The sequence below is a fragment of the Pseudomonas sp. H1_D05 genome, from assembly GCF_054682705.1.
Map to the genome: position 1 here is coordinate 1 of NZ_CP162825.1, position 14524 is coordinate 14524.

General features: G+C 57.5%; 12 protein-coding genes. All 12 read right to left on the reverse strand.

The window, feature by feature from the left end:
* A partial coding sequence (rfbD, locus tag AB4O11_RS00005) for a dTDP-4-dehydrorhamnose reductase (protein ID WP_460129725.1) occupies positions 1–810 on the reverse strand: 810 nt, incomplete at its 3' end.
* The gene (gene rfbB, locus AB4O11_RS00010; protein ID WP_175559626.1) at positions 807–1883 is read right to left on the reverse strand and encodes a dTDP-glucose 4,6-dehydratase; all 1077 of its coding nucleotides are present in this window, start codon (positions 1881–1883) and stop codon (positions 807–809) included. The genes rfbD and rfbB, both read right to left, overlap by 4 nt.
* A gap of 223 nt (positions 1884–2106) precedes the next feature.
* Positions 2107–2346, reverse strand: a complete 240-nt coding sequence (locus tag AB4O11_RS00015) for a lipopolysaccharide assembly protein LapA domain-containing protein (RefSeq protein ID WP_093435289.1) — start codon at positions 2344–2346, stop codon at positions 2107–2109.
* Between the two features lie 30 nt (positions 2347–2376).
* Positions 2377–2673, reverse strand: coding sequence for an integration host factor subunit beta (ihfB, locus tag AB4O11_RS00020; protein ID WP_003189779.1), 297 nt, complete (start codon positions 2671–2673; stop codon positions 2377–2379).
* Between the two features lie 152 nt (positions 2674–2825).
* Positions 2826–3104 carry a hypothetical protein gene (locus tag AB4O11_RS00025; RefSeq protein ID WP_460129727.1) on the reverse strand — a complete coding sequence of 93 codons (279 nt, stop codon included), beginning with the start codon at positions 3102–3104 and terminating at the stop codon, positions 2826–2828.
* A gap of 205 nt (positions 3105–3309) precedes the next feature.
* Positions 3310–4995: a 30S ribosomal protein S1 gene (gene rpsA, locus AB4O11_RS00030; RefSeq protein ID WP_460129729.1), complete on the reverse strand. Its 1686-nt coding sequence runs from the start codon at positions 4993–4995 to the stop codon at positions 3310–3312.
* A 119-nt stretch (positions 4996–5114) separates the two neighbouring features.
* Positions 5115–5804, reverse strand: coding sequence for a (d)CMP kinase (gene cmk, locus AB4O11_RS00035; protein WP_064391442.1), 690 nt, complete (start codon positions 5802–5804; stop codon positions 5115–5117).
* A complete protein-coding gene (locus AB4O11_RS00040; protein ID WP_460129731.1) occupies positions 5801–8008 on the reverse strand; it encodes a bifunctional prephenate dehydrogenase/3-phosphoshikimate 1-carboxyvinyltransferase in 2208 nt (735 codons plus the stop codon). The genes cmk and AB4O11_RS00040 overlap by 4 nt, the downstream gene beginning before the upstream one ends.
* 28 nt (positions 8009–8036) lie before the next feature.
* Complete coding sequence (hisC, locus tag AB4O11_RS00045; protein ID WP_093435297.1) at positions 8037–9149, reverse strand: histidinol-phosphate transaminase; 1113 nt, start codon at positions 9147–9149, stop codon at positions 8037–8039.
* 12 nt (positions 9150–9161) lie between these two features.
* A complete protein-coding gene (gene pheA / locus AB4O11_RS00050; RefSeq protein ID WP_016770924.1) occupies positions 9162–10256 on the reverse strand; it encodes a prephenate dehydratase in 1095 nt (364 codons plus the stop codon).
* Positions 10256–11341 carry a 3-phosphoserine/phosphohydroxythreonine transaminase gene (gene serC / locus AB4O11_RS00055; RefSeq protein ID WP_194934042.1) on the reverse strand — a complete coding sequence of 362 codons (1086 nt, stop codon included), beginning with the start codon at positions 11339–11341 and terminating at the stop codon, positions 10256–10258. Before serC ends, pheA begins: the two co-directional genes overlap by 1 nt.
* Before the next feature lie 223 nt (positions 11342–11564).
* On the reverse strand, positions 11565–14339 hold the full coding sequence (gene gyrA / locus AB4O11_RS00060) for a DNA gyrase subunit A (protein WP_460129733.1): 2775 nt from the start codon (positions 14337–14339) through the stop codon (positions 11565–11567).
* Between the last annotated feature and the right edge of the window lie 185 nt (positions 14340–14524).

Genomic DNA, 14524 nt, shown 5'->3' on the forward strand with positions numbered 1-14524 from the left:
GTCACGTAGTTTCTGCGTATTCAAACGTGAATTCAGAGGACGCCGTGCAGGTGTTGGATAAGCGCTGGATTCGATCGGATCTACCGTTTTAACCGCAAGCTGCTCGCCATTGGTTTGAGCAAATTCGATGACATGGCTGGCATAGCCGTGCCAGGAAACCTCACCGCCTGCTGTCAGGTGATAAAGACCCGCCAGTTCAGGGCGCTGTATCACTTGTTGAATAGCCAAAACCGTCACGTCGGCAATCAGATCAGCACCTGTCGGAGCCCCGATCTGGTCGGCAATAACGTTAAGCGTTTCGCGATCCTTGGCTAAACGCAGCATGGTTTTGGCAAAATTGTTGCCACGCGCGCCGTAAACCCAACTGGTGCGGAAGATCAGGTACTTGCAACCTGACGCAATAATCGCTTGCTCACCGGCCAGCTTACTGGCGCCATAGTGATTCACCGGGGCGGCTGCATCAGTTTCTTGCCAAGGCTGCGTACCCTGCCCGCTGAACACATAGTCGGTCGAGTAATGAACAAGCCAGCTACCCAAGGACGCAGCCTCTTCAGCCATGACCTGACTCGCCCGAGAGTTCACACGGTCTGACAGTTCGGTTTCCGACTCAGCCTTATCGACAGCGGTATAGGCCGCGGCATTGACGATTACGTCAGGTCCAACCTTGCGAATCGTCGTGCGCAGGGCGTCCAGATCAGATAAGTCACCACCGGTATTGCGATCAAGGGCAATTAATTCTCCAAGTGGTGCAAGGGCGCGTTGTAGCTCCCATCCCACCTGCCCATTCATACCCAGCAATAAAGTTCTCATGCTTTAGTCGATCGATCTGCGTAGTTCTGGTCAATCCACTGCTGGTAGCTACCGCTCTTCACGTGCTCAACCCATTCAGTGTTGGTGAGGTACCACTCGACGGTTTTGCGAATACCGGTTTCAAAAGTCTCTTCCGGTGTCCAGCCCAGTTCTCGCTGAATCTTGCTAGCGTCGATTGCATAACGTACGTCGTGGCCAGGACGATCCTGTACATAAGTAATCAGGCTGGCATGCGGACGGTGAGCTGAATCAGGACGCAACTCATCGAGCAACGCACAGAGGGTGTGCACCACTTCGATGTTTTGTTTTTCGTTATGACCGCCGATATTGTAAGTCTCACCGATCACGCCTTCGGTGACGACTTTGTACAACGCGCGCGCGTGATCTTCGACATACAGCCAGTCACGAACCTGGTTGCCTTTGCCGTAAACCGGCAGAGGCTTGCCTTCCAGCGCATTGAGAATGATCAGCGGGATCAGTTTCTCAGGGAAATGGCATGGACCGTAGTTGTTCGAGCAGTTAGTCACCAAGGTAGGCAGGCCGTAAGTACGGGCCCAAGCGCGAACCAAGTGATCGGAGCTAGCCTTGCTGGCCGAGTAAGGCGAACTTGGCTGGTATGGCGTGGTTTCGGTGAAGAGGTCTTCCGGACCTTCGAGGTCTCCGTAAACTTCGTCAGTCGAAATATGGTGGAAGCGGAAACTGGCTTTACGCGCATCATCCAGCGCGGCCCAGTAGTGGCGGGCGGCCTCGAGCAGCGTGTAAGTACCGATGATGTTGGTCTGGATAAACTCGGACGGACCAGAGATCGAGCGATCGACGTGGGATTCTGCGGCCAGGTGCATGATTGCATCTGGTTGGTGTTCACGCAGGACACGGTCGATCTGATCACGATCACAGATATCGACGCGTTCAAATGCATAGCGCGAATTCTGGCTGACTTCTGCCAGCGACTCCAGATTACCGGCGTAAGTCAGCTTATCGACGTTAACGACAGCATCGGACGTATTGGAGATTATGTGACGGATGACTGCCGAGCCGATGAACCCGGCGCCGCCGGTAACTAGAATTTTCACGCGAAACGATACCCTTGAGCTGCGGATAGCGCTGCCACTGAGCGCCATCTAATCCATGAATGCAGAGGCCAGTCGCAATTGGCATCCATCAGAGTCAGTCTGAATCGTCATGCAATAAGGCACGATCGAACAAGGGGAGCATTTTACAGCTTAATGATGGTTTTACTAATGGATAAAGACAGGCTGAGGCGCAATTTCGACAGATGCCCTGCGCCTGTCGTTTTCAGACCAGTCGCTTGCGTGCGGCTCTGGACGAACGCCCCAGAAACCAGCCCAATACAGGGCCGATCAACATGCCGATCAACAGTGCTAACACTGCAACTAGCGACACTGGCAACTGCGGGCCGGAAAAACCTAGAAACAAAAGCGAAACCGACTGCTGATTCTCAAGCACAAACGCCAGAACAATCAGAACCATCAGCAGAAGAAATACGCCAAGCAGTATGCGTTTCAGGTTACGCATTCACGCCCCCTCGAATTTGAATAGCGAAGATCAAACCCCCTCCTCCTCTTCCTCATTCACCCGATCACGCAACTCCTTACCCGGCTTGAAGTGCGGTACGAATTTACCGTCAAGGCTGACAGACTGGCCAGTCTTTGGATTGCGGCCAACACGAGGCGCACGGTAGTGCAGAGAGAAGCTGCCAAACCCACGGATCTCGATACGATCACCGGTAGCCAGACATTGGGACATTTGCTCAAGCATGGTCTTGATGGCCAGCTCCACATCCTTGGATGAGAGCAGCCCTTGATGGGTGACAATTCGTTCGATCAACTCCGACTTCGTCATATTTTTCCCTTCTTTTTCAAGCAGCTAGATCAGCGCTTGAAAGGTTTTAGCACGCCCGGAAGATTTTGAACAGCCCAGGGATTGACATATCTTCCTACGCATCGAAACGCCCGTTTTCAGGGCATTACAGCAACAAACAGGGCACAGCATGCTTAACGACATATCACCAGCATGGTGCGTGTCACGTAGCCTGCCGGGTTGAAGCCAAAAGGAAACTCATCATCATCCTTGGCATCATCTGATCGCGTGATCACTTTGTAGCCCGCGCCCTTACACTCCTTAGCCGCGCGCTTCTGGCATTTCTCCCAGCCAGAGCCCAACCCGGAGCAATCGACCTCTATACCACTGACGCCACGCACCGCATGGGTTTTGGCACTGGTCGTACAGCCAGCCAAAACCAAGACAGCAATGAGGACAATAAACTTGTTCATCCACTTCCTTATGCCAGGCAACTGCCCGACGACTACACGCTTAAGACCAAGCTTAGTCGTGAATAGGCGATTGATCCGATTAAAGAAACAGACCACCCAGAAGCGAGATTGGTTTCACCAAAATCCTCACACAAGCCACGGAGCACCAAATCGCAGACACAAAAAAGGGCGACCGAAGTCGCCCTTTTTCACGATCAAGCAGAACTTAGTTCTGTTTGGCCATTGCTTGCTTCAGCAGCGCAGCCATAGTGGTATCGGTTTTGTCTTCCGGAGCGGTTTCTTTCAGGCTCTGGATAGCTTCTTTCTCTTCAGCATCGTCTTTCGATTTGATCGACAGCTGAATTACACGGCTCTTACGATCAACGCTGATGATCTTGGCTTCTACTTCCTGGCCTTCTTTCAGAACGTTGCGCGCGTCTTCAACGCGGTCACGGCTGATTTCGGAGGCTTTCAGAGTCGCTTCGATATCGTCGGCCAGAACGATGATGGCGCCTTTGGCGTCAACTTCTTTCACGGTGCCAGTAACGATTGCGCCTTTGTCGTTAACCGAGACGTACTCGGAGAACGGATCGCTTTCCAGTTGCTTGATACCCAGGGAGATACGCTCGCGCTCTGGGTCAACCGACAGGATAACGGTGTCCAGCTCGTCGCCCTTCTTGAAACGACGTACGGCTTCTTCGCCCACTTCGTTCCAGGAGATATCGGACAGGTGAACCAGACCGTCGATGCCGCCGTCCAGACCAATGAAGATACCGAAATCGGTGATCGACTTGATGGTGCCGGAGATTTTATCGCCCTTGTTGAACTGGCCAGAGAAATCTTCCCATGGGTTAGATTTGCACTGCTTGATGCCCAGGGAGATACGACGACGCTCTTCGTCGATGTCCAGAACCATAACTTCCACTTCGTCGCCGACTTGTACGACTTTCGAAGGGTGGATGTTCTTGTTGGTCCAGTCCATTTCCGAAACGTGTACCAGACCTTCAACGCCTTCTTCCAGCTCAGCGAAGCAGCCGTAGTCGGTCAGGTTGGTTACACGAGCGGTAACGCGAGTGCTTTCTGGGTAACGGGCTTTGATAGCAACCCATGGATCTTCGCCCAGTTGCTTCAGGCCCAGGGAAACACGGTTGCGTTCGCGATCGTATTTCAGAACCTTAACGTCGATTTCGTCACCAACGTTGACGATCTCGGAAGGATGCTTGATGCGCTTCCAGGCCATGTCGGTGATGTGCAGCAGGCCGTCCACGCCACCCAGATCGACGAATGCGCCGTAATCGGTGAGGTTTTTGACGATACCTTTGACTTGCTGGCCTTCCTGCAGGGATTCCAGCAGAGCTTCACGCTCGGCGGAGTTCTCGGCTTCCAGGACGCTGCGACGGGAAACGACAACGTTGTTGCGCTTCTGGTCCAGCTTGATGACCTTGAATTCCAGCTCTTTGCCTTCCAGGTGCGTGGTGTCGCGCACTGGACGGACGTCAACCAGGGAACCTGGCAGGAACGCACGGATGCCGTTAACGTCGACAGTGAAGCCGCCTTTAACCTTACCGTTGATAACGCCCTTGACCACTTCCTCGGCTGCGAAGGCTGCTTCCAGAACGATCCAGCATTCAGCGCGCTTGGCTTTTTCACGGGACAGCTTGGTTTCACCGAAACCGTCTTCAACCGAGTCCAGCGCAACGTGAACTTCGTCACCGACATTGATAGTCAGATCGCCAGCGTCGTTGTAGAACTGCTCAAGCGGGATGAGTGCTTCAGACTTCAGGCCAGCGTGAACGGTTACCCAGCGAGCTTGGTAATCGATATCAACGATAACACCGGTGATGATGGAGCCTGCCTGAAGGTTCAGGGTTTTTAGGCTTTCTTCAAAGAGTTCCGCAAAGCTTTCGCTCATTTTAATTCCTGTAAATGAGGGCGAAGGATACGCCCATCTCCACACCCCAGACGGTGTGGGTTAGTTTCATATAGAAGAAGCGTCGCAGGACTATGACTGGTCCCCTGCGGCCTTCTTGGTCACCCGGCGATATCGCGAATGGCGATCTCGCTCATGATGCGTTCAAGCACCTGATCGATGGACAACTCCGTGGAATCCAGCTGTATGGCGTCAGCCGCCGGCTTAAGCGGGGCTACCGCTCGCTGGGTGTCACGCTCGTCGCGTGCACGGATCTCATCTAGCAGACTCGACAGACTAACACCCTCGACTTTGCCCTTCAACTGCAAATATCGACGGCGCGCCCTCTCCTCAGCACTGGCGGTCAGGAAAATCTTCAGCGGTGCATCCGGAAAAACCACCGTGCCCATGTCGCGACCATCGGCCACCAGACCCGGCGCTTCCTGAAAAGCACGCTGGCGCTGCAGCAGCGCCTCACGTACGGCCGGCAATGCAGCCACTTGCGAAGCGCCGGAGCCGACGCTTTCGGTGCGGATCACATCGCTGACTTCGTCACCTTCCAGAATGATCCGTTGCAACTGACCTTCGGTCGCCGCAATGAACTGAACATCCAGATGAGCGGCAAGCTTCTTCAGCAGCTCTTCATTGGTCAGGTCGACACCATGGTTGTGCGCAGCAAATGCCAGCAAGCGGTACAACGCACCGGAATCCAGCAGGTTCCAGCCCAGACGCTTGGCCAGAATTCCGGCTACGGTGCCTTTGCCCGAGCCGCTTGGCCCATCAATGGTGATGACCGGTGCAATGTTTTTCACGACTGAGCCTCTTGTGCCACACGAATACCGACCTGCCCGCACAGCGCGAGGAAGTTGGGGAACGACGTCGCGACGTTAGCGCAATCATGGATGCGGATCGGTGCGGTGGCGCGCAGGGAGGCCACACTGAAAGCCATCGCGATACGGTGATCGCCGTGACCATGCACTTCGCCGCCGCCGATCTGGCCGCCGTCGATAATGATACCATCCGGGGTTGGCTGGCATTTGACGCCCAGCGCCAACAGACCGTCCGCCATCACCTGGATGCGATCCGACTCCTTGACCCGCAACTCTTCAGCGCCGGTCAGCACAGTGCGCCCTTCGGCACAGGCCGCCGCCACGAACAGCACCGGGAATTCGTCGATGGCCAGCGGAACCAGCTCTTCGGGAATCTCGATACCTTTGAGTTTAGCTGCCCGTACGCGCAGGTCAGCCACAGGCTCGCCGCCGACTTCACGCTGGTTTTCCAGAGTGATGTCCGCACCCATCAGGCGCAGGATGTCGATCACGCCGGTACGGGTCGGGTTGATGCCGACGTGCTCAAGCACCAGTTCCGAACCTTCAGCGATCGACGCTGCGACCAGGAAGAACGCCGACGACGAGATGTCGCCCGGCACTTCAATATGGGTCGCAGTCAGTTTGCCACCGGACTCAACCGATGCCGTGGCTCCATCAACGCTTACCGAATAACCAAAACCACGCAGCATGCGTTCGGTATGGTCACGGGTAGGTGCCGGCTCGGTCACGGTGGTCTTGCCCTCAGCGTACAGACCGGCGAGCAGCAGGCAGGATTTCACCTGTGCGCTAGCCATCGGCATGGTGTAAGTCAGGCCTTTGAGTTTATGCCCGCCACGAATGGTCATTGGTGGACGACCTTCGGCAGCAGTTTCGATGACCGCGCCCATTTCGCGCAGCGGATTGGCCACGCGGTTCATCGGACGCTTGGACAGCGAGGCATCGCCAGTCAAAACGCTGTCGAAGCTCTGTGCAGCCAACAGGCCGGACAGCAGACGCATCGACGTGCCGGAGTTGCCCAGATAGATCGGGCCCGGCGCCGGTTTCAGGCCGTGCAGGCCGACACCGTGAATGGTCACGCGTCCGTGGTGCGGGCCTTCGATGACTACGCCCATGTCGCGGAATGCCTGCAAGGTCGCCAGGGCGTCTTCGCCCTCAAGGAAACCTTCGACTTCGGTGACGCCTTCGGCCAGCGAGCCGAGCATGATCGAACGGTGGGAAATGGATTTGTCACCCGGTACGCGAATCCGACCGGACAGGCGGCCACCAGGTTGAGCCAGGAAGATCAGATCGTTGGAATTCATAGCGTCCACATAGGCCCTGCGGGCCAGGATTTTACTGAAATGCTCGCGGGCAACCCGGGCGCGCGTGAAGACGCCCAACAATTGGTGCCCATCCCCTGCATCGACCGCGTCGCGCAAAGCGTCGAGGTCGCTGCGAAATGTATCGAGTGTGCGCAGGACAGCCTCGCGGTTGGCGAGGAAGATGTCGTGCCACATCACCGGGTCGCTTCCGGCGATTCTTGTGAAATCGCGGAAACCGCCCGCAGCGTAACGGAAGATCTCAAGATTTTCATTGCGCTTGGCCAATGAATCGACCAGACCAAAGGCCAGCAGGTGCGGCAGATGACTGGTCGCGGCCAGCACTTCATCATGACGCTCGACCTGCATATGCTCGACGTCGGCGCCCAATTCGCGCCACAGACGATCGACCACAGCCAACGCCGCCGGATCGGTTTGCTCAAGCGGCGTGAGGATCACTTTGTGGCGACGGAACAGTTCGGCATTGGAGGCTTCCACCCCGCTCTGCTCGGAGCCGGCAATCGGATGGCCCGGCACGAAACGCGCCGGCATGCCGACAAACGCCTCGGTCGCCGCGCGCACCACATTGCCTTTGGCGCTGCCAACATCAGTCAGAATCGCCGCCCCCAGATCAATACTCGCCAAACGCGCGAGCACTTTTTCCATGGCCAGAATCGGCACCGCCAACTGAATTACGTCAGCGCCCTGACAGGCCACCACCAGATCATCTTCACAACGATCGACCACACCCAACTCGACCGCCAGCTTGCGCGATTGCGGATCGAGATCGACCCCGACCACTTCGCGGCAGATGCCACTTTCACGCAAGCCTTTGGCAAACGAACCACCGATCAACCCCAGACCGACCACCACAAGGCGCCCGATCATAGGTGCAGCAGATTGCAGTGCAGTGACATCACCCACGAGCCAGAACCTTGCGCAGCGCTTCGAGGAAGCGGCTGTTTTCCGCAGGCAGACCAATGGTCACCCGCAGGTGGTTCGGCATGCCGTAGTTGGCCACCGGACGCACGATCACGCCTTCGCGCAGCAAGCCCTGAAACACCGGGGCTGCGACTTGAGCGAGATCGACGCAGATAAAGTTGCCTTTGGATTCGATCCAGCTCAGGCCCAGCTCACGGAAACCGGCCTGCAACTGCTGCATGCCTGCCTCGTTGAGTTGACGGCTTTGCGCCAGATATTCCTCATCCTTCAACGCCGCACAGGCTGCCGCCAAGGCGAGGCTGTTGACGTTGAATGGCTGGCGAACACGGTTCAGTACATCAGCCACAACCGGGGTCGACAGACCGTAGCCAACACGCAATGCCGCCAGACCATAGGCCTTGGAGAAGGTACGCGAGACCAACAGATTCGGGTAAGCGGCAAGGAAATCCAGTCCGTCCGGCAGATCACTGCCTTCGGCGTACTCAATGTACGCCTCGTCGAGCACCACCAACACGTGCTCCGGAACATCCTGCAGGAACTCGTCCAGCGCTTCTGCGCCGAACCAGGTACCGGTCGGGTTGTTCGGGTTGGCGATAAATACGACGCGGGTATTGCCATCGATGGCCGCGAGCATCGCAGGCAGATCATGCCCCCAATCCTTGGCCGGCACCACTTTGGCCTGAGCACCGACCGCCTGAGTGGCAATCGGATACACCGCAAAAGCATGTTCGCTGAAAACAGCGTTCAGGCCCGGCGCCAGATAGGCACGCGCGACCAGCTCAAGAATGTCGTTGGAGCCGTTACCCAGAGTGACCTGGCTCAGCTCGACACGGCATTGCTCGGCCAGCAGGGATTTCAGCGCAAAACCGTTGCCATCCGGGTAACGCGTCAGCTCGGCCAGCTCTTCGCGGATGGCCGCCAAGGCTTTCGGACTGGCGCCTAGCGGGTTTTCGTTGCTCGCCAGTTTGACGATTTTGGCCGGATCCAGGTCCAGCTCGCGCGCCAGTTCGTCCACAGGCTTGCCCGGAACGTACGGCGAAAGTTGTTGCACGCCCGGCTGTGCCAGAGCGAGGAAATTGCCACTCATTTGCTACCGCCCTTAGAGAACTGCTTTCGGGTAGGAACCCAGCACTTTGAGTGCTACTGCTTCCTGACTGATCTTTTCCAGCACACCTTTGATCAACGGATCACGGTGGTGGCCGACGAAGTCGATGAAGAACACGTAGGTCCATTTGCCGCTGCGCGACGGACGGGTTTCGATCCGGGTCAGGTCGATCCCGTTGTCATGGAACGGCACCAGCAGCTCGTGGAGCGCACCCGGCTTGTTGCTCATCGAAACGATGATCGAAGTCTTGTCGTCACCGGTCGGCGGTACTTCCTGATTACCGATCATCAGGAAGCGCGTCGAGTTGTCCGGACGGTCTTCGATCTTCTCGGCCAGACGGGTCAGGCCATACAGACCGGCCGCCATATCACCGGCAATCGCTGCCGAGTTCCACTCGCCTTTGACGCGCTTGGCCGCTTCGGCGTTGCTCGATACCGCAACGCGCTCGACATTCGGGTAATGCGCGTCCAGCCACTTGCGGCACTGGGCCAGCGACTGCGCGTGGGAATAGATACGACTGATACTGTCGGTCTTGGTGTTTTCACCAACCAACAGGTGATGGTGAATGCGCAGCTCGACTTCGCCACAGATAACCATGTCGTGCTCGAGGAAGCTGTCCAGCGTGTGGTTGACCGCGCCTTCGGTGGAGTTTTCCACCGGCACCACGCCAAAATTCACCGCACCGGCTGCCACTTCACGGAACACTTCGTCGATCGCCGCCATCGGCTTGCTGATCACCGCGTGACCGAAGTGCTTCATGGCTGCAGCCTGGGTGAAGGTACCTTCAGGACCGAGGTAAGCCACTTTCAGCGGCTGCTCCAGCGCCAGGCACGAGGACATGATTTCGCGGAACAACCGCGCCATCTCTTCGTTGCCCAGCGGTCCCTGATTGCGCTCCATCACACGCTTGAGCACCTGAGCTTCGCGCTCAGGACGATAGAACACCGGCACTTCGCCTTCGGCCAGCGAGGCCATCTTTACTCGCGCGACTTCCTGGGCGCAACGCGCACGCTCACTGATCAGCTCAAGGACTTTGGTGTCCAGAGCGTCAATACGAACGCGCAGTGCCTTGAGTTCTTGCTCGGACATCAGCCGTGTTCCTTCTCGAATTCAGCCATGTACGCCACCAGCGCGTTAACGGCGGTGATGTCGACGGCGTTGTAGATGGAGGCGCGCATGCCGCCCACGGAGCGGTGGCCCTTCAGATTGAGCAAGCCGCGCTCTTCGGCACCGACCAGGAACGGCTTGTCCAGACGATCATCAGCCAGACGGAACGGCACGTTCATCCACGAGCGATCCGACTTGTTGATCGGGTTGCTGTAGAGGCCGCTGGCGTCGATGAAGTCGTACAGCGTGCGCTGTTTGACGTCATTCAGTTTGGCGATCGCTTCGACACCACCCTGCTCTTTCAACCACTGGAACACCAGACCAGACAGGTACCAGGCCAGTGTCGGCGGGGTGTTGTACATCGAGCCGTTATCGGCCGCGACTTTGTAGTCGAGCATCGTCGGGCACAGCGAGCGCGCCTTGCCGAGCAAGTCTTCGCGGATGATGTTGACGACGATACCGCTTGGGCCGATGTTTTTCTGTGCGCCGGCGTAGATCATGCCGAAACGCGAGATGTCGACCGGACGCGAGAGGATGTCCGAAGACATGTCCGCTACCAACGGCACGTCACCGGTTTCGGGGATCCACTGAAACTCCAGACCGCCGATGGTTTCGTTCGGCGCGTAGTGAACGTAAGCGGCGTCTTTCGACAGGTTCCACTCGTTCTGGCCCGGAATGGCGAAATAGTCGTAAGGCTTGGCGGTGGCGGCAACGTTGACGTGGCCGTAGCGCGAGGCTTCTTCGATGGCTTTCTGTGACCAGATACCGGTGTCGATATAGTCGGCCGAGCCGTTTTCCGGCAGCAGGTTCAGTGGAATCTGCGCGAATTGCTGGCTGGCGCCACCTTGCAGAAACAGCACTTTGTAGTTCGACGGGATATTCAGCAGGTCACGCAGATCCTGCTCGGCCTGGGTGGCGATGGACACGAACTCATCACTGCGATGGCTCATTTCCATGACCGACAGACCCTTGCCGTGCCAATCAAGGAGTTCACCCTGGGCACGTTGCAGGACAGCTTCAGGAAGCGCCGCAGGACCGGCGCAGAAGTTATAGGCTCGCTTGCTCACATCCAATCTCGCTCTGATTTGGTGGTATCACATATCAGTCGGCGCTGATTTTATGTGGGAGCGAGCTTGCTCGCGAAGGCGGACTGACATTCAACAACGATGTCGCCTGATACTCCGCCTTCGCGAGCAAGCTCGCTCCCACATGGATCTTCATGGGCGCCGAAATTTCATACCGGACAAATAACAAGGGGGCGAATTCTCATCCGCCCCCTTGTTTGTCCGCTTATTCTTGCGGTTCTTCGTCTGCTGCGGCGTCGAGTTGCTGGTCTTCGGCAGCATCGTCGATCACGACATTGCCTTCGAATTCCTCGCCCTCTTCACCCTCAAGCTCTTCACCTTCAACTTCCGAAGGCTCCTGAACCCGCTCCAGCCCGACCAGGGTTTCATCCTTGGCCAGCTTGATCAGCGTGACGCCCTGTGTGTTACGACCCAGGCTCGACACTTCGTCGACACGGGTACGCACCAGAGTGCCCTGATCGGAGATCAACATGATTTCTTCACCGTCCTGCACCTGAACCGCGCCGACCAGACGGCCGTTACGCTCGTTGCTGACCATGGCGATAACGCCCTGACCGCCACGCTTGTATTCAGGGAACTCGGTGATCGCCGTACGCTTGCCGTAGCCGCGCTCGGAAGCAGTGAGAATCTCGCTGCCTTCTTCTGGAATCAGCATGGAGATCAGCTTCTGCCCTTCTGGCAGACGCATACCACGCACACCGCGGGCGGTACGGCCCATGGCGCGAACTTCGGATTCCTTGAAGCGAGTCACTTTGCCGCCGTCGGAGAACAGCATGATTTCCTGCTCGCCATCGGTAATGGCGGCGGAGATCAGGATGTCACCTTCGTCCAGCTCCAGTGCGATCAGACCAACGCTGCGCTGACGGCTGAAGGCCACCAGCGGAGTCTTCTTCACGGTACCGTTGGCGGTCGACATGAAGATGAACGGGGCTTTCTTGCGGTCGGCAGCCTTGATGCGAGCACGACGTTCTTCATCGGTCTCGTTGCTGTTTTCGATTTCTTCTACATCAGCCTCGGCGCCTTCGGCTTCTTCTTCATCGGCCTGACGCTTCATGGCTTCGAGATCGACCGGCAGCATGGTGGTGATGTATTCACCTTCGCTCAATGGCAGAAGGTTGACCAGCGGACGACCACGGGCGGCGCGGGACGCTTCCGGAATTTCGTAGGTCTTGAGCCAGTAAACCTTGCCTTTGCTGGAGAACAGCAGCAGCGTGGTGTGGCTGTTGGCAACCAGCAGGTGAGCGATGTAGTCCTCATCCTTGACGCCGGTGGCCGACTTGCCTTTACCGCCACGACGCTGAGCCCGGTACGCAGCCAGTGGCTGGGTCTTGGCGTAGCCACCGTGGGAGATGGTCACGACGCGCTCTTCTTCCGGGATCATGTCACCCAGGGTCAGGTCGAGACGGGCATCGAGAATTTCGGTGCGGCGCTGGTCGCCGTATTCGGCGCGGATCACTTCCAGCTCTTCGCGGATCACTTCCATCAGGCGCACGGCGCTGTTGAGGATGCGGATCAGCTCGCCGATCTGGTTGAGAATCTCTTGATACTCGGCCAGCAGTTTTTCGTGTTCCAGACCGGTCAGACGGTGCAGACGCAGTTCCAGAATGGCTTGCGCCTGTTCTGGCGACAGGAAGTACTTGCCTTCGCGCAGACCGTATTGCGGATCGAGGTTTTCCGGACGGCACGAGTCGGCACCGGCACGCTCAACCATCGCCACCACTGCCGAGGATTCCCACGGCGTGCTGACCAGCGCTTCTTTGGCTTCCGACGGCGTCGGCGAAGCCTTGATCAGGGCGATGACCGGGTCGATGTTCGACAGGGCAACGGCCTGGCCTTCGAGGATATGACCACGCTCGCGCGCCTTGCGCAGTTCGAACACGGTACGGCGGGTGACCACTTCGCGACGGTGACGGACGAAGGCTTCCAGCAGATCCTTGAGGTTAAGGATGCGTGGACGGCCGTCGATCAGCGCAACGATGTTGATGCCGAATACCGATTGCAGCTGGGTCTGGGCGTAGAGGTTGTTGAGGATCACCTCAGGTACTTCGCCGCGACGCAGTTCGATCACGACGCGCATACCGTCCTTGTCGGACTCGTCGCGCAGTTCGGTGATGCCTTCCAGCTTCTTCTCTTTGACCAGCTCGGCGATCTTCTCGATCAGACGCGCCTTGTTCAGTTGGTACGGCAGCTCGGTGATGACGATCTGCTGACGGCCACCGACCTTGTCGATGTCTTCGATGATCGAGCGGGCGCGCATGTAAATACGGCCACGACCGGTACGGTAGGCTTCGATGATGCCGGCGCGACCGTTGATGATCGCGGCGGTCGGGAAGTCCGGACCGGGGATGTATTGCATCAGTTCATCGACGGTCAGCTCAGGGTTGTCGATGAGCGCCAGGCAACCGTCGATGACTTCACCGAGGTTGTGCGGCGGAATGTTGGTCGCCATGCCCACGGCGATACCGCTGGAGCCGTTGACCAGCAGGTTGGGGATACGGGTCGGCATGACCGCCGGGATCATTTCGGTGCCGTCGTAGTTCGGCACCCAATCCACGGTTTCTTTATGCAGGTCAGCCAGCAGCTCGTGCGCCAGCTTGGTCATGCGCACTTCGGTGTATCGCATGGCCGCAGCGTTGTCGCCGTCGACCGAACCGAAGTTGCCCTGACCGTCTACCAGCAGGTAGCGCAGGGAGAAAGGCTGGGCCATACGAACGATGGTGTCGTACACCGCGGTATCACCGTGCGGGTGATACTTACCGATCACGTCGCCGACAACACGGGCAGATTTCTTGTACGGCTTGTTGAAGTCGTTGCCCAGCTCGCTCATCGCGAACAGTACGCGACGGTGCACGGGCTTGAGGCCATCGCGCGCATCCGGCAGTGCACGGCCGACGATCACGCTCATCGCGTAGTCGAGGTAGGACTGTTTCAGCTCGTCTTCGATATTGACCGGGAGGATTTCTTTGGCCAGTTCGCCCATGAGAAGCCTGATTCCTTTTTCTGGTGAAACTTCGTCATATCCATATGGGACCAACGAAGCTCGTCGGGGCAGACCGAGTGCCATGCACCGACTTACGACAAATCAACATTGGATCGCGGATTTGCGCAGTAAAGACAGCTCCGTGGAGCTGCCTCGGAAAACGCCGGATGTTATCACAAGAGCCG